This is a genomic window from Streptomyces sp. NPDC002537 (assembly GCF_053594975.1).
On sequence record NZ_JBSFWT010000003.1, the window covers coordinates 142,254 to 160,351 of the forward strand.

Annotated in this window: 8 protein-coding genes; 4 read left to right on the plus strand and 4 right to left on the minus strand. The window is 72.6% G+C overall.

Translation table 11 applies throughout. The features are described 5' to 3' along the window. Window positions 1–62: 62 nt before the first annotated feature. Genes ACWD4A_RS02570 through ACWD4A_RS02580 form a run of 3 tightly spaced genes read right to left on the minus strand, consistent with a single transcriptional unit; the run spans window position 63 to window position 11,958 of the window. Window positions 63–7,433, minus strand: coding sequence for a MupA/Atu3671 family FMN-dependent luciferase-like monooxygenase (locus tag ACWD4A_RS02570; RefSeq protein ID WP_451188368.1), 7,371 nt, complete (start codon window positions 7,431–7,433; stop codon window positions 63–65). After that, on the minus strand, window positions 7,430–10,705 hold the full coding sequence (locus ACWD4A_RS02575; RefSeq protein ID WP_451188371.1) for a type I polyketide synthase: 3,276 nt from the start codon (window positions 10,703–10,705) through the stop codon (window positions 7,430–7,432). Before ACWD4A_RS02575 ends, ACWD4A_RS02570 begins: the two co-directional genes overlap by 4 nt. Next, a complete protein-coding gene (locus ACWD4A_RS02580) occupies window positions 10,702–11,958 on the minus strand; it encodes an MFS transporter (RefSeq protein ID WP_451188373.1) in 1,257 nt (418 codons plus the stop codon). Before ACWD4A_RS02580 ends, ACWD4A_RS02575 begins: the two co-directional genes overlap by 4 nt. 295 nt (window positions 11,959–12,253) lie before the next feature. Between ACWD4A_RS02580 and ACWD4A_RS02585 the strand changes: the two genes are divergently transcribed. Further along, the gene (locus tag ACWD4A_RS02585; protein ID WP_451188375.1) at window positions 12,254–12,478 is read left to right on the plus strand and encodes a response regulator transcription factor; all 225 of its coding nucleotides are present in this window, start codon (window positions 12,254–12,256) and stop codon (window positions 12,476–12,478) included. A 74-nt stretch (window positions 12,479–12,552) separates the two neighbouring features. Here ACWD4A_RS02585 and ACWD4A_RS02590 read toward each other — a convergent pair whose 3' ends face one another. Next, window positions 12,553–13,212, minus strand: a complete 660-nt coding sequence (locus tag ACWD4A_RS02590) for a DedA family protein (RefSeq protein ID WP_451188378.1) — start codon at window positions 13,210–13,212, stop codon at window positions 12,553–12,555. A gap of 1,259 nt (window positions 13,213–14,471) precedes the next feature. On the opposite strand from ACWD4A_RS02590, the gene ACWD4A_RS02595 reads away from it, so the two are divergent. The 3 genes from ACWD4A_RS02595 to ACWD4A_RS02605 all read left to right on the plus strand — a co-directional run bounded on the left by ACWD4A_RS02595 (window position 14,472) and on the right by ACWD4A_RS02605 (window position 17,871). Beyond that, entirely contained in the window at window positions 14,472–15,407 is a 936-nt protein-coding gene (locus ACWD4A_RS02595; RefSeq protein ID WP_451188381.1) for a hypothetical protein, read from the plus strand. 236 nt (window positions 15,408–15,643) lie between these two features. Further along, window positions 15,644–16,693 carry a glycosyltransferase family 4 protein gene (locus ACWD4A_RS02600; protein WP_451188478.1) on the plus strand — a complete coding sequence of 350 codons (1,050 nt, stop codon included), beginning with the start codon at window positions 15,644–15,646 and terminating at the stop codon, window positions 16,691–16,693. A 74-nt stretch (window positions 16,694–16,767) separates the two neighbouring features. Continuing rightward, a complete protein-coding gene (locus ACWD4A_RS02605) occupies window positions 16,768–17,871 on the plus strand; it encodes a hypothetical protein (RefSeq protein WP_451188385.1) in 1,104 nt (367 codons plus the stop codon). The last annotated feature ends 227 nt before the right edge of the window (window positions 17,872–18,098 follow it).

Consider the following 18,098-nt stretch of genomic DNA (forward strand, 5'->3'; position numbering starts at 1 on the left):
TCCGCCCCGGAGCCGGCGGTGGCCTGTGATCTTTCCCCCACCGCCGCCTCCAGCGCCGCGGGTCACGCGCGCAGGGCCCGCCGTACCTCCTCCGCCAGCAGCCCGGTGTAGTCGCGCGTCCAGCGCTCCACGGTGGCCCGGTCCCAGAGGTCGTCGCTGTACTCGGCGAATCCGGTGAGGGCGGCCCCGGCGGGGACGAGCCCGAGGCTGAGCTCCGCGCGGGACGCGGAGGGCGCGAGGTCCTCGACGGCGACGGTCACGCCGGGCAGTTCGATGTCCGTCTCCAGGGAGTTCTGGTAGGCGAAGCCGAGCGGCAGCCGGGCGGGCACGTCGGCGCCGAGCCGTTCGCGCAGGGCCGTCGCGACGGCCGCGGGCGGCAGGAGGTGGTCGACGCCCCGGACCGCGGTCCGGCCGACCCGGTCCACGAGGTCGGCGAAGCTCCCGTCGGTGCGGACCCGCAGGGCGAACGACAGGACCGTGCAGGCGACGAGCGCTTCGTGCTCGTGGCGCTCCCGGTTGGCGTAGGGCACGTTGAGGACGACGTCGGTGCGGCCGGACTTCCCGGCGAACAGCAGGGCCGCGGCGGCCGCGGTGACCGCGAAGGGCGTCGTGCCGCGGGCGGCGGCCAGCCGGTCCACGTCCGCCCGTACGTCGGCCGGGACGGTGAACGTCACCACGCCGCCCCGCCCGCTGAGCGCGGCCGGGCGGGGCCGGTCGAGCGGGAGGGCGTGCCGGAGCGGGGCGCCGTCGAGTTCGTGCAGCCAGTACGCCGTCCTGGGCGCGGTGTCCGTCTCCAGGGCGTGCTTCCGTTGCCATCGCGCGTAGGCGGTGGGCTGCGGGGGTGCCGCCGGGAGGGTGTCGGGCGCGCCGGTCGTGGCGGCGGTGTAGAGGGCGGCGAGCTCCTTCAGCAGGACGCTGACCGCCCATCCGTCGCACATGGTGTGGTGGAGGACGAGGAGCAGCGCCCATCGCTCCGTGCCGGTGCGCAGCAGCCGGAGGACCGGTGCGGTGCTCCGTGCCGGGTCGAAGGGGGTGTTCGCGGTCCGGGCGGCGATCCGCTCCGCTTCGGCGGCGCGGGCCTCGGGGGCGTACGGGGTGAGGTCCTCGACGGGCAGGTCCACCGGCCGGGGGCGGAGCACCTCCTGGTGGGTCTCCCCGGCGTGTTCGGCGTAGCGGGTGCGCAGGCCCTCGTGGCGGGCCACGAGCCGGGTCAGCGCGGTGCGGAGCGCGGGTACGTCCAGGGTTCCGGTGAGGGTGACGCGCAGGGCGACGTTGAACACCTGGGGCAGGGCGTGCTGTCGGTGTGCGGCGAGGTGGGCGGTCTGCTGGACCGTGACCGGCGCCCGCCCCTCGACGTCCTCGGCGTCCTCGGCGTCCTCGCCACCGTCGTCCCCGGACAGCCGGGTGGCCATGGCCCGGAGGGTGGGTTCCCGGTAGAAGTCGGCCATCGGGTAGTCCGTGCCGAATTCCGCGCGGACCCGGTTGAGGAGCCGGATGGCGGTGATCGAGTGCCCGCCGAGGTCGAAGAACGAGGCCTCGGGCCGGACGCGTCCGGGGTCGGCGGCGAGCTGGTCGGCCCAGAGGGCGCGCAGCCGTGGCTCGATGCCGGGGAACGGCCCGGGAACGGGGCCGGGTTCGGAGACGGTTTCAAGGATGGTTTCGGGGACGGGTTCGGGGGCCGGGGCTCCCGTCGTGAGGTCGGCCGGCGGCAGGGCCGCCCGGTCCAGCTTGCCGCCCGGCGTGTACGGCAGGGCGCCGAGGACCGCCCACGCCCGCGGTACGAGGTAGTCCGGCAGCCGCGCGGCGAGTTCGTCGGCCATGAGGTCGGCGAAGGCCTGCCGGTCGGCGGCGGTCTCCCCCACCGGGTCGGCGGGGACGGCGAAGGCGGCGAGGTGTGCCTCGCCGCGGCCGTCACGGCGGGCCAGCACGGCCGCTTCCCGTACGCCGTCGAGCGCCTTGAGCGCGCGGACGGTCTCCTCCGGCTCGACCCGGAAACCGCGGATCTTGACCTGGTCGTCGGCGCGGCCGCGGAATTCCAGGCGCCCGTCCTCGGTCCACCGGACGAGGTCGCCCGTGCGGTACACGCGCCCGGCCACGGGGTCGGTGCGGAAGCGCTCGTCCGTCGCCGCGGGCCTGCCGAGGTAGCCGCGGGCGACGCCCGGTCCGCCGACGTACAGCTCCCCCACGGTGCCGACCGGGACCGCGTCGCCCGCCTCGTCGAGCACCCGCAGGCGGACGTTGTCGACGGGGCGGCCGATCCCGATCTCGCCGTGGCCGTCGGGGGCGACGGTCTCCGTCGTGCACAGCACGGTGACTTCGGTGGGCCCGTACACATTGACGGTCTCGTACGGTGTGCCCGGTCGTGGGCGGGTCCGGAGGACGTCGCCGCCGAGCAGCAGGTGGCGCAGGGGCGGCTGGTCGTCCGGGGCGAGCTCCAGGACGGTTTCGGCGAGGGCCGTGGGCAGGACGGAGAACGTGACGTTCTGCTTCCGGTACCACCGGGCCAGGGCGAGGGGGTCCTTGCGCACGGCGTCGTCCTCGGCGACGGCGACGGAGGCGCCCGTGGTCAGCGCGGGCCAGATCTCCATGACCGACGCGTCGAAGCTCTGGCTGCACACGGCGGCGCTGCGGTCGGCGGGGGTGAAGGCGAAGCGCCGGCGGTGCCACTGGCACAGGTCGAGGACGCTGTGGTGGGACACAGCGACACCCTTGGGGCTGCCGGTGCTGCCGGAGGTGTGGATGACGTAGCAGAGGGACTCGCGGCCGGTGGTGGCCGGAGCGGTGGCGCCGGTGCCGGCCGGGGTGTCCTCGGGGGTGACGACGGCGACGCCGTCGGGCAGGCGCAGCGCCGCGGTCTCCGCCGGGGCGCCGATCACCGCCCTGGTCCCGCACTCCGCGATGACGGCTTCGGCGCGGGCCCGCCCGAGGGCGGGGTCGAGCGGCAGGTAGGCGCGGCCGCTCTTGAGGACGGCGAGCATCGCGACGACGAGGTCGGTGGAGCGGGGCAGCCACAGGGCGACCGTGTCGTCGGGACCCGCGGGGCCGGTGCGCTCCAGGATCACGGCCGCCAACTGCTCGGCGCGCGCGTCGAGTTGACGGTAGGTCAGTACGGTGTCGCCGCAGACCACGGCGGTGCGGTCCGGCCCTTCGGCGGCCTGGCGGGCGACGAGCCCGTGGACGGTGGTGCCGTCGTCCAGGGGGCGGGCCGGGCCGCGTTCCCAGGACTCCGGTACGGCGTCGCCGTGCGCGACCGGTGCGGCGAGCCGGGACAGCGGGGTCGCGGGCGCCTCGGCGGCCGCTTCGAGGAGCGCGCGGAAGGTGTCGAGGAATCCGTCGACGGTCTCCGCGTCGAACAGGTCGGTGTTGTACTCCACGTGGCAGCGGATGCCCTCCGGCCGGTCGGTGAAGTAGACGGCGAGGTCGGTGAGGGCCTTGTCGGGGCCCTCGTCCAGCGGGGTGGCCCGGATGCCGGGCAGGTCGAAGCGGAACGGCTCGTCGCGCTCGAATTCGGCGAGCGTCTGGAAGACCGGGGTGCGGTCGGTCGCGCGCGGCGGCGCGAGCTCGCGGACCACGGTCTCGAAGGGCACGGCGGCGTGGTCGTAGGCGTCCAGGGCCACGGCGCGCACCCGGTTCAGGAGGGTGCCGAAGGCCGGGTCGCCGGAGAGGTCGACGCGCAGGGCGAGGGTGTTGACGAAGAAGCCGAGCAGGTCCCCGGCGTCCTGCGGCCGGTTCGACATGGGGGTGCCGATGACGATGTCCTCCTGCCCGGTGATCCGGTGGAGCAGCGCCGCGTATCCGGTGAGCAGGGTCATGAACAGGGTGGCGCGGTGGCCGCGGCCCAGCTCCCGCAGCCGCGTGGACAGTTCCGCGTCGAGGGTGCGGAAGACGGCCCGGCCGTTGGAGGTCATCGTCGCGGGCCGCGGCCGGTCCGTGGGCAGGTCGAGCACGGGCAGGTCGCCGCCGAGCGCGGTGCGCCAGTACGCCAGGTCCTCGGCGGTGCCGGACGGGGCCGCGAGCTGCGCGCGGGCGTGGTCGGCGTAGCTCCGGGCGAGTTCGGGGAGACCGGCGGGGGTGCCGTCGCGCTCGGCGCGGTAGAGCGCGGACAGGTCCCGGGCCAGGACGGCGGCGGAGGCCGCGTCGACGACGATGTGGTGGAGGGAGAGGACGAGGACGTGCCGCTCCTCGTCCTGCCGCACGAGGCGGGTGACGAACAGGGGCCCGTCCACGAGGTCGAAGCGGCGTGCGCTCTCGGCGGCCAGTACCTCGCGCACGGCGTCCCCGGTGCCCGTGCCGTCGACGACGGCGAAGTCCGGTTCGCCCGGCTCCCGTACGAGCTGCCGGGGCTCGCCGTCGATCTCCCGGAAGACGGTGCGCAGCCCTTCGTGGCGGGCGACGAGGCCGCGCAGCGCGGCGCGCAGCGCGGGCACGTCGAGCGGCCCGTCGAGGCGGACGGCCTTGGTCTCGTTGTAGGCGGTCCGGCCCGGAAGCAGTTGTTCCAGGAACCAGACGCGCTGCTGGCCGGGCGAGAGCGGGGCGTGTTCGGCCCGTGCCGGTTCCCGGTAGCGGCGGCGCAGCGCGTCGAGGCGGGTGAGGGAGGCCCGCAGGGCGTCGGGGGCCACCCCGAAGTCCACGAGCGAGACGATCTCGTCGGCGCCCGCGGCGGTCACCGCGTCGATCACGGGTGAGACGGTGTCGACGGTGCCGATGAGCGCGCGCTGGTCGCAGTAGCGGCCGTAGGCGCGGCGGAAGACGGTGTCCAGGTCGTCCTCGTCGAGGGCGGCCAGGTCGACGTTGTGCCCGAGGCTGTTGGCGACCCCGCCGAACAGCGACAGCGACGCGCGCATATAGCGCGACAGGGGCGCGTAGGCGTCGGCGCGCGCGGTCTCGTGGCTGTCGGCGAGGTAGGTGTGCAGGAGGACGGCCACCCGGCCGGTGTCCGGGTCCAGGCCGTGCGCGGCCCGGGTGCGGCGGTAGCGCGCGATGTTCTCCCGGAGCTGGTCGACGGTCTGGGTCATCAGATTGGTGACGATGCCGAGGCCGTGGCGGGCGGCGAGCTCGTACGAGGCGGGGTTGCCGACCACGGCCGTGTACATCGGCGGGGCGTCCTGCACGGGCCGGGGGAAGAGCCGTATGCCGGTCTCGCCGTCCCCGGTCCTGCGGGTGAGGCTCTCGCCGCGCCAGAGCCGCCGGACCTCGTCCAACTGCTCGTACATCGCCTCCTTGTGGCGGCCGAAGCGGTCGGGGAAGAAGACGAAGTCGTGGGCGTGCCAGCCGCTCGCGACGCCGATGCCGACCCGTCCTCCGGAGAGGTTGTCGGCCATCGACCACTCCTCGGCGACCCGGATCGGGTCGTGGAGGGGCAGGACGACGGAGCCCGCGTTCAGCCGGATCCGCCCGGTCTCGCGGGCGAGGGCGGCGGCGAGCACGGCGGGGTTGGGGAAGAGCCCGCCGAAGGAGTGGAAGTGCCGCTCGGGCATCCACAGCGCGTGGAACCCCTGCCGGTCGGCGAACCGGGCGGCCTCCATGAGCAGTTCGTACTTGCCGTGCCGGGGGGACTCGTCCTGGGGGTAGTCCCCGAAGAAGTAGAGGCTGAAGTCGGGGGCGGTGTCCCTACGGGGAACGGGGGCGGCTGCCGCCGCGGGTCCCGTAAAGGGTGCGCTCGCGGCTGACGCTGCAGGTTCCTCGCTGGGGGCTGCCGCCTGCGCGGAGCCGTTCCACGGCATGGCCGTGACAGCGCCGGGCGCCTCGACGGGCGCGGCCGTCACGAGAGATGCCGACGGTCCGACGGCCGCGGCGAACACCACGGGCTCTGTACGGGACGCGCTCACGGCTGACGCCGCAGGCCGCGCGGGGGCGGCTACCGCCGCCGGTCCCGTACGGGGCGCGCTCACGGCCGACCGCGTGGCCCGCCCCGTGCCCGGGAAGAAGCCCGCCCCGCGGAGTTCGCGCAGCGAGCTTCTGACGGCGTCCGCGATGAACTCGAGGTCGCCGTCCGTGTGCGCGGTGGACAGGAAGAAGTTGCGCCACTCCCAGACGTGGACGCCGCGCAGCATGAGGTGGTGGTAGAGCAGCTCCATGTCGGCGCGGTGCTCGAAGCGGAACTGCGAGCCGAAGTGGCTCATCCGCAGCGGGAACTCCTCCTCCTCCTCGAAGAAGCCGTTGAGCTCGGCCGCCAGCCCTGCCGTACGGGCGTTGAGCCGCTCCTGGAGGGTGGGGCTGTGCTCCTTGAGGTGGGTGAGGACGGCACGGGCGGCGACCATCGACACCGGGTGCTGGATGTACGTGCCGCCGAAGAAGGTCGTGTCGGCGGGCGGGTAACTGTCGTCGCCGTACTGCCAGAAGCCGCCGTCGACACCGTCCATGATGTCCGCGCGGCCCGCGACGGCGCCGATGGGGAAGCCGCCGCCGAGCAGCTTCCCGTAGGTGGCGAGGTCGGGCACCACGCCGTAGAGCTCCTGGGCGCCGCGGGGCGCCGGGCGGAAGCCGGTCAGCATCTCGTCGAACATCAACACGATGCCGTGCCGGTGCGTCAGCTCGCGGAGCCTGCGGACGAACTCGGCGGGCCGGAGCTCCGGATGGCGGCTCTGGACGGGTTCGACGACGACCACGGCGATGTCGGCGGCGTGCCGTTCGATCGTCTCCAGGCTCGCCTCGGCGCCGTAGTCGAGCACGAGGAGTTCGGCGACGGCGCTGTGCGGGATGCCGCTGGACACGGGCACGGTGCCACGGTCGGCCTCCGGTCCGGCGGCGCGCCCGAGGACGGTGTCGGCGTGGCCGTGGTAGGCGCCGTTGAAGATGACCATCTTGTGGCGGCCGGTGGCGGCGCGGGCGAGGCGGATCGCGGCGGCGTTCGCCTCCGTGCCCGAGTTGGCGAAGGCCACGCGCTCCATGCCGGTCAGCTCGGCGAGCAGGCAGGCCGCCTCACCGGTCTCGACGGTGCGGGGGCCCAGCTGGATGCCGCGGGACAGGTGCTCGCGGACGGCTTCGGTGACGAAGTCCGGCTCGTGGCCGAAGAGGAGCACGCCGAAGCCCATGGTGATGTCGACGTAGTGGTTGCCGTCGATGTCCTCCAGCCGCGATCCGCTCGCGCGCCGCCCGGCGATGGGGTAGAGCATCTCCTTGGTGCCGCTGCGGAACCCGACGACGGCCCGGCTGTCGGCGAGCACCCGGCGATGGCGCTGGGCGATCTCCTTGGACGTCGGGGTGCGGGCGGTGTAGCGGCGTACGAGGTCGTCGAGGTGCTCCTGCTGCGAGCGGGGGGAGGCGCCCTGCACCATCCCGGCGGTGCGCGGGACGTTCACGCGGGGGCCGTGCACGCGCCGCGGCTCCGCCGCCTCGGGGGTCTCCAGTTGCCGGGCGATGCGCCGGGAGAGTTCGGCCATGGCGGCCAGGTCCTGGTCGAGGGCCGCGGAGGCGGCGGCGAGCCCGGTCACGCGGTGGCCTTGCCGTTGGCGGCCCCGTTGAGCGCGGTGGTCGCGGTGGTCACGGTGGCCGTCTGGAGCGCGAGCAACTGCGACAGCTGGGACATCATCTGGAGCTGTATCTGCGCTATTTGATGCAGTTTGCCAGCGAGGTCCTCCAACTCGTCGCGGGTGGCGTAGGCCGGTGTCCCGGCGGCCGCCGGGGGCTGGGGCTCGGGCAGCGGTACGGGGCCGGTTGTCCGCTCAGGAGCCGCCGGTGCGGGCGCCGGCTCGGACACGGCCGTGTCCGCCGGGGCGTCCGCGGCGAACCCCTCCGCCGGGCCGCCCGCCGGGGCGATCCGGCCGGCGATCAGTTCCGCGAGCAGGCGCGGTGTGCCGGTCTCCTCGAAGAGCTCCCGCATCGAGATCCTGACCCGGTGCTCCTGCTCCAGTTCCCGCAGCACGCTGATCATTTGCAGCGAGTCTGCGCCGAGGTCGAAGAAGGACGTCTCCCCGGTGATCTCGTCGGGGTCGTGGCTGAGATACCGGGCGGTGAGTCCGACGATGTGCCGGAGCACCCGCTCGACCGCTGCCTCGTGCTGTACCACTACGGTTCCCTTTCTCACTGTGGTGCCGGACCGGACTGCCGCCGGCCCCGGTCCCGTCCAGTAGTCCTTGTGCCGGAACCGGTAGCCGGGCAGCGGGATCCTGCGCCCGCCGCTGCCCGCCACCAGCGTCCGCCAGTCGATCTCCGCGCCCGCGCAGTGCAGTTCGGCGACCGCCGACCACAGCGCCCCGAGCCCCGCGCCGCGGCGCAGCGTGGGCACGGCCCGGACGTCCGGAAGGGCCCGCCGCGCCAGGCCGCTGAGCGTGGTGTGCGGGCCGATCTCGACCAGGACGTCCGCGGTGATGCCGCGCAGGGCCGCGTCGAAGCGCACCGGTTCCCGGGTGTGGCGTACGAGGTGGCCGGTGTCGGGGGTCCAGCCGGGCGGGCGCGTCCGTCCGTCGAGGCCGCTGACGAGGGGGACGGTCACCGGCCGGAACGTCACCGTGTCGAGCGCCGCCCTGAGGGGCTCCAGCACCGGGTCCATCAGGGCGGTGTGGAAGGCGTGGGCCACGGGCAGCCGCTCGCCCCGGATGCCGCGCTCGTCCAGCAGGGCGCACAGCCGGTCGACGGCCGCGGCGGGTCCGGCGAGGACATGGCTCGACTCACCGTTGGCCACGGCCGGTTCGACGCCCGGCACCTCGGCGGCCAGCGCCTCCGCCGTCGGGCGGTCGACCGGCACCGCGACCATCGCGCCGGGGGCGCAGTGCCGCCGCATCAGCCGCCCGCGTTCGGCGGTGATCCGCAGGCCGTCCTCCAGGGACAGCGCCCCGGCGGCGTGGAGGGCGGCGTACTCGCCCGCGCTGTGGCCGGTGACGGTGTCCGGTACGACCCCGGTGTCGCGCCACAGGTGGACGAGCGCGCACTGGAGCGCGAACAGGGCGGGCTGGGCCGTGTCGGTGGGCCACACCTCCCGCGCGTCGGTGTCGCCGAGCAGCCGGTCGAGCAGGGTGCCGCCGTGGAGGTCGCGGTGGAGGCGCTCGCAGGCGTCGAGGGTGTCGCGCACGACGGGGAAGCGTTCGTACAGCGGGCGTGCCATGCCGGGGTAGGGGGCGGCCTGTCCGGTGAACTGGAAGCCGGTGCGGAGGGCTCGTTCGCGAGGCGGGGTGCCCGTGGTGACGGTGGCGGTGCGGGTGTCCGAGAGCCAGGAGCCGAGGGCGTCGGCGAACTCGGAAGGGGTGCTCCCGAGGGCGGCCAGCCGGTGTCGGCCGTGGGTGCGTCCGAGCGCGGCGGTGGTGACGAGGTCCGCCGGGTCCGGTACGGGCCGCTGGCGTAACCGGTCGCGGAAGGCGCGGGCGTTGGCGGCGAGGGCCTCCCCGGTGCTGCCGGAGAGCACCAGGACGCCCGGTGGCGCGGTGCGGCCGGTACGGGGCGCGGGCGCGGGGGCCTCTTCGAGGACGAGGTGGACGTTGGTGCCGCCGACGCCCAGGGAGGTGAGTCCGGCGCGGCGCGGGGTGTCGCCCGCGGGCCAGGGCGTCGCGGTGCGGGGGATGCGGAAGGGGCTGTCGTCCAGGGCGAGCAGGGGGTTGGGCCGGGTGAAGTTCGCGAGCGGGGGGATGATGCCGTGCCGCAGGACGAGCAGCGTCTTGATCAGGCCGGCCAGTCCCGAACAGACGTCGAGGTGGCCGATGTTGGCCTTGACGGAGCCGAGCGCGCAGTAGCCGGTCCGGTCGGTGTCCTCGCGGTAGGCGGCGGTGGCGCCGTCCAGTTCGATGGGGTCGCCCTTGAGCGTGCCCGTGCCGTGGGTCTCCAGATAGCCGATGGTGCCGGCGGTGACGCCCGCCCGGTCCAGGGCGCGGCGGATGGCGTCGCGCTGGCCGCGCGCGCTGGGGGCGGTGTACGCCTTCTTGTCCGCGCCGTCGTTGGTGACGCCCCAGCCGCGGATGACGCCGTGGACGGTGTCGCCGTCGGCGAGGGCCCGGTCCAGGCGTTTGAGGACGACCGCGGCGACGCCCGTACCGCCGACGGTGCCGTCGGCCGCGGCGTCGAAGGCCCGCAGGTGGCCGCTCCTGGAGAGGATCGAGCCCTTGACGTAGTGGTAGCCGAGGACTTGGGGGACGTGGACGGCGGTGGCCCCGGCGAGGGCGATGTCGCAGTCGCCCGCGGCCAGGGCCTGCGCGGCGAGCTGGACGCCGACGAGGGAGCTGGAGCAGCCGGTCTGGACGTTCACGGCCGGCCCGGTGAGGCCGAGCCGGAAGGCGGCGCGGGTCGCGGTGAAGTCGGCGTAGTTGCCGACCATGGTCTGCATCCTGGAGAGCCAGTCGGCGCCGGGCGAGCCGGGGAGGACGTTGTTGAGGAGATAGCTCTCCATGGAGTACAGGTGGTGGCCGGTGCTGGCGTAGACGCCCACTCGGGTGCCGTCGCGTTCCCCCGGGTATCCGGCGTTCTCCAGGGCGTGCTGGGCGCACTCCAGGAACATCCGGTGCTGCGGGTCGGTGAGCTGTGCCTCGCGGGCGCTCATGCCGAAGTGCCGGGCGTCGAACCCGGCGATGTCGTCGAGGATGCCGGAGGCACCCACGAAGTCCGGGGCGCGGTACCGCTCGGCGGGCACCCCGGCCGCGGCGAGTTCGTCGTCGGTGAACCGGGTGACGCAGTCCGTGCCGTCGCGGACGACGCGCCAGAACTCCTCGGGCGTATCGGCCCCGGGGAACCGGAAGGCCATGCCGATGACGGCCGTACGGGGGTCGGTCGGGGAGCTCATGTGCTGTGTCCTTCCGCGGTGGGGACGTCCCGGCCCGGCGTCTCCCGCGCCGCCGCCGGCCGTGTCGGCGCGCCGCCGCGCCGGAACAGGACGACGAGGAGGGCGACGCACAGGGCGATCGCGAGGCCGTGGAAGAGGGCGACCACCGGCAGGGGCGCGAAGTGGTCGAGCAGGGCGGCACTGACGATCATGCCGAGGCCGAAGCCGGTGTTCTCCGCCGAGGCCGACAGCCCGAAGAGGCGGCCGCGCTGCGCGTCGGGAGCGGCCTGGAGCCGTGACACGTAGACGATCTCGGTGAAGCCGTCGGCCGTCCCGGCGACGAGCGCGGCCGCGACGGCGGGGGCGGTGGGCAGGCCGGTGAAGACCACGATGAACGCGGCGGACATCACGCAGGACCCGACGGCGAACGCCCGCTCGCCCGGGGTGCGGCCGGGGCCGCGCAGCAGGCGGCCGCAGACCTGCTGCGCGACGATGTTGCCGATGGCCCACGTCGCCCAGAACTGGCTGACGAACGTGGCGGGGTGGCCGGGGTCCAGGCCGCTGGAGTAGATCGGCAGGGCGACGTTGTGGGACGAGGAGCCCAGCCCGTCGACCGACCGGACGGCGATCATCACGGCCAGCAGCGGCGCCGTGCGCAGCAGGGTCCGGTAGCCCCACCGGGCGGTGCCGCCGTCCTCGGCGTCGTCCCCCGGTGCGGCCGCGCGGGTGCGGAGGGGGAACAGGAGGAGGATCGCGGCGGAGATCACGAAGGTGACGGCGTCCAGCGCGAAGGCGGTGGCGTAGCCGAACCGGGCGACGATCACCCCGGACGAGGCGAAGCCCGCGATCATGGCGAGTGAACGGCCGGTCACCAGGAGTCCGTTGGCGCGGGTCCGGTGCTCGGCGCCGACGATCTCCGGGACGCTGCTGCGGAGCGCGACCTGGGAGAGGGTCGAGCAGCCGCCGGTGACGACGGCCAGCGCGAAGAGCAGCGGGACCCGGGCGCCGCCGGGCGCGAGCAGGAGGAGCAGCAGGGCCGCGGCCTGGGTGAGGTCGGCGCCCGCCATCAGCTTCTTGCGGTCACGGCGTGCGACGAGGCGGCCGCTCACGAAGCCGGACGCGACGTTGGTCAGCAGCCGTACGGCCATGAAGAGTCCGGCGGTGAGCGCGCTGCCCGTCACGTGGTAGACGAAGACGTTGAGGGCCACCATGTTGAGGTAGCTGCCGTACGCCGAGACGCCGTTGCCGATGACGAGCAGCCGGAAGTGGCCCATGCGCGTGCGTCTCCTGTCGGCAGCCGGTTCGCCGCCGGGGGGGGGCAGCGGTGGACGCTCTCACAGTCGCCCGGTTCGAAGCGGTCCTGGAGCCACGCGAGTTGGGGACTTGACAGTGGAACGCCGTTGCCCGTGGAGCGTCGACCGGCCAACTATGGCGAGAATGCCCTCTTTTTTGCTTGCATTTCACCGGCTTCATGATTAGATCCCCTTGTGCGTCAGGTGGGGATGTGCTTCACCCGCGGCTGTTTCCGGCCCTGCCGCGTGTTACGCCGTCACGCCTCCTGGAGTAGAGATGTCCGGCCACAGCGTCGTCGAGAGCGGGTCACCGAGCCTGTCGCCGCGCGAGCGCGAGGTGCTCGCCCACATCGGCGCCGGGTTCACCTACCACCAGATCGCCAGGCGGCTGGGCATCAGCGTCCACACGGTGGGCACGTACACTCGCCGTATCCGGGCCAAGCGCACGGCACCGACGCTCGCCGATCTCGTACGGCTGAGCATCGCCCAGGACGGCGGCTGACGGCGCACGCGAAAACGCCGGGCGGGCTGGAATCCTCCAGCCCGCCCGGCGTTCGGGGACGAAAGGGTCCCGGGTCAGTCGACCGTCGCGACGGCCTCCGTCTCGCTCTTCGGCTCGGCGGCCTCGTCCGTCTTCGCCTTCTTGGCGCGGATCTTCATGACGAGGAGCGAGCCGAGGCCGAACAGCACGGCGGCGAGCAGGCCCAGGTAGGAGAACTGCTTCAGCCACTTCTCGGCGACCTTGCCGACGGTGTAGATCACGGCGACGGTGCCGCCCGCCCAGACGATGCCGCCGAGGACGTTCGCGATAAGGAACTTCCAGTAGGGCATCTTCAGCACGCCCGCCAGCGGGCCGGCGAAGATCCGCAGCAGGGCGATGAAGCGGCCGACGAAGACGGCCCACATGCCCCACTTCGTGAAGGACGCCTCCGCCTTGGCCACATGGTGTCCGCCGAAGTGCTTGGGGAACTTCCGGCCGAGCCAGGCCAGCAGCGGCTTGCCGCCCTTGCGGCCGATCATGTAGCCGATGGAGTCACCGATGATCGCGCCCGCGATGGCGCAGGCGGCCAGCACATACGGGTTGATGTGGTCCTGCGTGGCGGCCATCAGCGTGGCGCTGACGAGGACGATCTCACCGGGGAGCGGGATACCCAGGCTTTCCAGCCCGATGACCCCGCCCACCAACAGGTAGACGGCGACCGCCGGTACTGTTTCGAGCCACTCCTGGATGTGCAACGCCGGTTCCTCCCCGGTTGACGACCTTTCCCGGCGTGCGCCGGAAGGGCGCACGCCGGGAAGCCTACTGGAGGAGAAGACTCCCCCGGCGGCCCGCGGGTTGCGAGGGATGGGCTGTTTGTTCGGGCCATCCCTTCGGGCCGCCTCTCCGGGTCGCCCTGGGGCACCCCGTCTCCACCCGGCATGGCGGCGCCCTCGGCGGGCAGAAGAAAACGCAGAAGAAGTGGAAGAGAACACAGAAGAAACACGGCCATGGAATCCGACGGGACGTGCGGCCGTGCTCCACGTCACAGATCCACGTATCTCAACGCACCACGGAGCGACGGCTTTTCGGACGCGGCTCCGGGACGCGGGGCGGAAGGCACCGGGCGGCTAAACGCCCGTTGAATACGTGTTTCGGCCGCCAGGAATCCGCCCACCCGGCCGGCGCGGCCCCGCCACGGGCCCGCGCCGTACCGCGTCACCTGCGACGTCCATGCCCGACAGGCCCGCGAGGTGACGCAGCACACACATCGGAGGGTTCGCGTGAAACCGTCTTCCCCGGATCGCGAGCCCTCTCCCATGACACACCGATAAACGACCGGCAAGTCCTCCGGTCGGCATTCCGGTTGAGCATTCCGGCCCGGGCGCGGTCACGGCATTTCCGAAAACCGACGGAACGGCACGGAGTTCTGTCGTTTTCAACAGCCTCATCTCCCCTCCGACCAGCCAGGACGACGGAGAGGTACAGCGGAATCCGGCCCCGCCCGCCGAAGTGATGCCCCTCGTCCCGGCCGGCGCGCGACAGTGACCCAGTGTGAGAACGGCGGCAGAATCCGGCCCAAGCTCGACAGGCACGCATAAACGACCAGGCACACGCTCCTGACCGGCCGTTCTTCATTCCGGCCAGACATGCGGAAGATCCGATGCCGCTTGACGTCAATAAGCGTTGCGCCCTTGCCCGGCCGTCAAGAACACGTTCATCACCGCAGCTCACCGATGTTTTCTGCCCGCCGCACAGGCCGGTCACCGGACACGGCGAGGGGCATGGAAATGCCGTGGCCAGTTGATCCGCTCTTGCCGATTCCCGGCTTTGACGCCCGAGTTCCGGCGACCGTACGTTTCTCTCCGTGTTCGGCGGTTCCCGTCGAGGACCCGCCCGAACGGGAGATCCGGCATTCACCCCCCGCCGCGGGAATCCGCCGAACACGCTCCGGTGAATGCACTTCACCTTCGCATTCCGGCGGAATATCCGCCGGCCGAAGTGAGAGGAAATTGCCGTGACAGATTTCGAGACCGCGCCCGCCGCCGCACAGGTCCCGCTGGCCGGGACCGACGGGCCGACCCCCGGCGGCTGGACCGGGGTCCCCTTCTCCGTGACGCAAGCGCCGGGGATTCTGACGTCGGCACGCGGCGGCGCACCCGTCTACCCGGGTGTGCGGCTGAAGGCCACCGCTGACGCGGTCCCTCCGCAGAACGTTTTCGTGTCGCTCCCGGGCGGCGAGGACCTGGCGTTCGACACCGCGAGCGACGGCCCGTGTCAGCTGACCGTGCAGGACTCCACTGGTGGCACGAAGTCCTACCCCGGAACCGTGCTGCCGGACCGCAAGGCCGCCGTCTTCCAGGGCGTCGACCTGGCCCTGCCGAAAAAGGGCGCGGTGTCGGCGGCCTGGGTCGCCGTGACGGCCTCCGGCGACACTCCGCCCGGCGACACGTATCTGACCTTCGCCCTGGGCGACCAGGCATCGCCTTCGGCCGTCATCCGCGTCGTGCAATACATCCCGTTCTCCGTGTCCCCCGCGGTGACGCGCGTGCCGTTGCCGCGCGGCGGCAAGCCCGGCTACCCGGGTGTGGTGGTGCTGGCGGCCAACAGCGGGACGGTCTCACCGCAGGACGTCTACGTGGCGCTCCCTGAAGGCAAGGGCCTGGCATTCGTCAACGAGGGCTCGCTCGGGGACTGCCAGCTCACCGTGCTGCACGACAAGAACACGTACCACTACCCCGGCACCCTGGCACAGGACGGGCAGGCCGTCTGCTTCACGGGCGTCGATCTGCACCTGACGAACACGGGCGCGAAGCCGGTGACGTCGGCGGTATGGGTCCCCGTGAAGGCGGCCAAGGACGCCCCGATCGGCGGCACGAGCCTGACCTTCGCCGTGGGCGACCAGGCGTCTCTCTCCGCAGGCATCGACATCCAGGCCGCAACGGCCGCCTGACCGTCGGGCCTTCCCGCCGGAGGGGCGCCACGAGAGAAACCCGCCCGCGCGGCTCGCGAGCCGCAGGGAGAGCCCGGCTCGCGAAAAGCCGCGCGGGCGGGTCAGGCAACGGCGCCCCGCCCTTCGTTCCCGTCACGTTCTCGTACGCCCCGTCCCGAAGGAGACCCACGCACGTGGACACCGTGACATCCCGCCCCCGCAAGCACCCGCTGCCCGCCCCCACCAGGTCACGGACCATGTCCATCGTGGCCCGGGTGTACGGATACCCGCCGGCCCACAACGCGGGCTCCGAGTGGATGCTCCACTCGATGCTCCGCCCCCTGGCCGCACGCGGCCACCGGGTGACGGTCTGGCTCTCGCACCCCGGGAGCATCCCGAAGAGTTACGACATCGACGGGGTACGGGTCGTGCCCTATCAGGAGGGCATCGACTTCTCCACCGCCGCGCAGGAGGCGGACGTGCTCCTGTCCCAGTTCGAGAACGTCCCCATCGTGTCGGGACTCGCGCGGGCCCGCCGGATCCCGGTGGTCGTGATCTGCCACGACAACTTCGCCACCAGCTTCCACAACGCGGCGGGAGCCGACCTCGTCGTCTACAACAGCGAATGGATCCGCCGGGACGGCGAGATCCACTACGGGCAGTACCCCGACGAATTCCTGCCCGGCCGCACCATCGTGGTCCGCCCTCCCGTGATCGCGGAGGACTACCGCACCACGCCCGGCGAGCACGTGACCCTGGTGAATCTCAACCCCGACAAGGGCGGCGACATCTTCTGGCAGATCGCCGCGTGGGCGCCCGAGTGGAAGTTCCTCGGTGTCCGGGGCGCCTACGGGCAGCAGGTCGCACCGCCGACGCGGCTGCCCAACTGCGAAGTCGTCGACGGCGTACCCGGGAACGAGATGCGCGAGCACGTGTACAGCCGCGCGCGCGTGATGCTCATGCCCAGCCTGTACGAGTCCTGGGGGCGGGTGGCGGTGGAGGCCATGGCGTCCGGCATCCCGGTGATCGCCCATCCCACCCCCGGACTGGTCGAGTCCCTCGGCGAAGCCGGCGTCTTCGCTTACCGGGACGACCTCAACGCCTGGCTCAACGCGCTGAGTTCGCTGAAGGACCCGAAGAACTGGGCCCGCGCCTCCCGCCGGGCGAAGGCCCGCTCCGCCGAGCTGAGCGCGACCCCCGATCTCGACCTCTGGTGCGACACCGTCGAGTCGCTCCACGACGCGAAGCGGCGGAAGTCCTTCCATGTGGCGGGCGCGCCGCGCTCGATGCCCCTCCCCGCGAGCTGAGCGACTCGTCCGGGAGAGAAGCCCCGCGAGGCGGCATGGGAGTCGCCCGCGCTGTCCGACGAAGGAGAAAACCCGTGACATCGACTTTCCCTGTTCTGCAGACCCCCACTGCGGACAGTGGCAACCCCAACCCCAACCTGGTGAGGGACGGGGGATTCCAGGACGCGCCCAAATTCCTGGAGCCCGAGTACGCCTACATCAACGCGGTCGCACACGCCGGAAACGTCTACCTCGCCCAGTGGGACTACGGCAGCAGCGGCAACAACCTCGGCAACGACCGGGGGCCGCGCGAGAACTACATCGACATCCGCAGCCACGGCTACGCCTTCGACGAGAACCTGTGGCGGGACGCGTCCCACGGCAGCAACTGCGTCGACCTCATCGGCGCCGGCGACCTGTGGCACGGTTTCGTGGGGCAGCGCGTCTCCGGGCTGATCCCCGGTGCCCGGTACGACGTCGCCTTCCTGGCGGGAGCCGCGTTCGCCCAGGGCGGCCCTCATCCCGTACGGATGCAGTACAGCATCACCGACGGCTCCTCCCCGTACGCGGACAGGACCGCGGCGCTGGACAGGGATCTCGTCGAGGTCCGGCCCGCCGACACGGCGCTCGTCGGCGGCATTTGGGCGCGGTACTGGGAACAGCACCGGCGTTCCTTCACCGCTGTGTCGACGGAGGCCTACATCAGGTTCGCGGACGACACCCAGCTCGGGTTCTACTCCGGCGCACAGCTGGCGGACGTGTCCGTGCGACTGCACGACTCCGGCTTCTCCGTGTCACCGAGCGGGGACCCGATGACGCTGCCACGCGACGGCAAGACCTGCTACCCGGGTGTGCACCTGCAGGCCGGTGAAGAGGGCGACGTCTCCCGGCAGACCGTCCAGGTGTCCCTCCCGTCGGCGACGGGCCTGCAGTTCGTCCCCGAGAACAACAACCTGGTTCAGCTGATCGTGCGGGACGACTACAGGAACGAGTCGCGTTACGACGAGACCCTGCCGCGGCACGGCCAGACCGTCACCTTCGAGAACGTCGACCTGGCCTTGTCGGGGAAGGGCTCGAGTTCCCTGCTGATGATCGCGGTGAAGGCTCTCGCCCACGGTCCGGCCCGGGACGCCGGCCTGACCTTCCTCGTGGGCACCAAGAAGTCGGCTTCCACCCTCCTCCGGGTCCAGGCCGGATGACCCCTTCCGGAAGACCGTCGGAGCCCCGGAGCGCATCGGCGCTCCGGGGCTTCCCGATACCGGGAGACGGCGGACCGGCTCCGCGGGATCAACCGCGGGCCGGATCCGGAAGAACCGGTCACGATGTCCGATCCTCAGCCTTGCCTCCCCTTGTTCCGGACTGTCACCGTCGACGTGTGTCGTCGCCACGGCTGGTGACGACCGCACCTCCGGTGAGGACAAGGAGT

Excerpts from the sequence above, each read along its gene's own strand:
- ACWD4A_RS02600 (WP_451188478.1), top strand. The coding sequence starts at position 15,644 with ATGTCCATCGTGGCCCGGGTGTACGGATACCCGCCGGCCCACAACGCG.
- ACWD4A_RS02580 (WP_451188373.1), bottom strand. The coding sequence starts at position 11,958 with ATGGGCCACTTCCGGCTGCTCGTCATCGGCAACGGCGTCTCGGCGTAC.
- ACWD4A_RS02585 (WP_451188375.1), top strand. The coding sequence starts at position 12,254 with ATGTCCGGCCACAGCGTCGTCGAGAGCGGGTCACCGAGCCTGTCGCCG.
- ACWD4A_RS02575 (WP_451188371.1), bottom strand. The coding sequence starts at position 10,705 with ATGAGCTCCCCGACCGACCCCCGTACGGCCGTCATCGGCATGGCCTTC.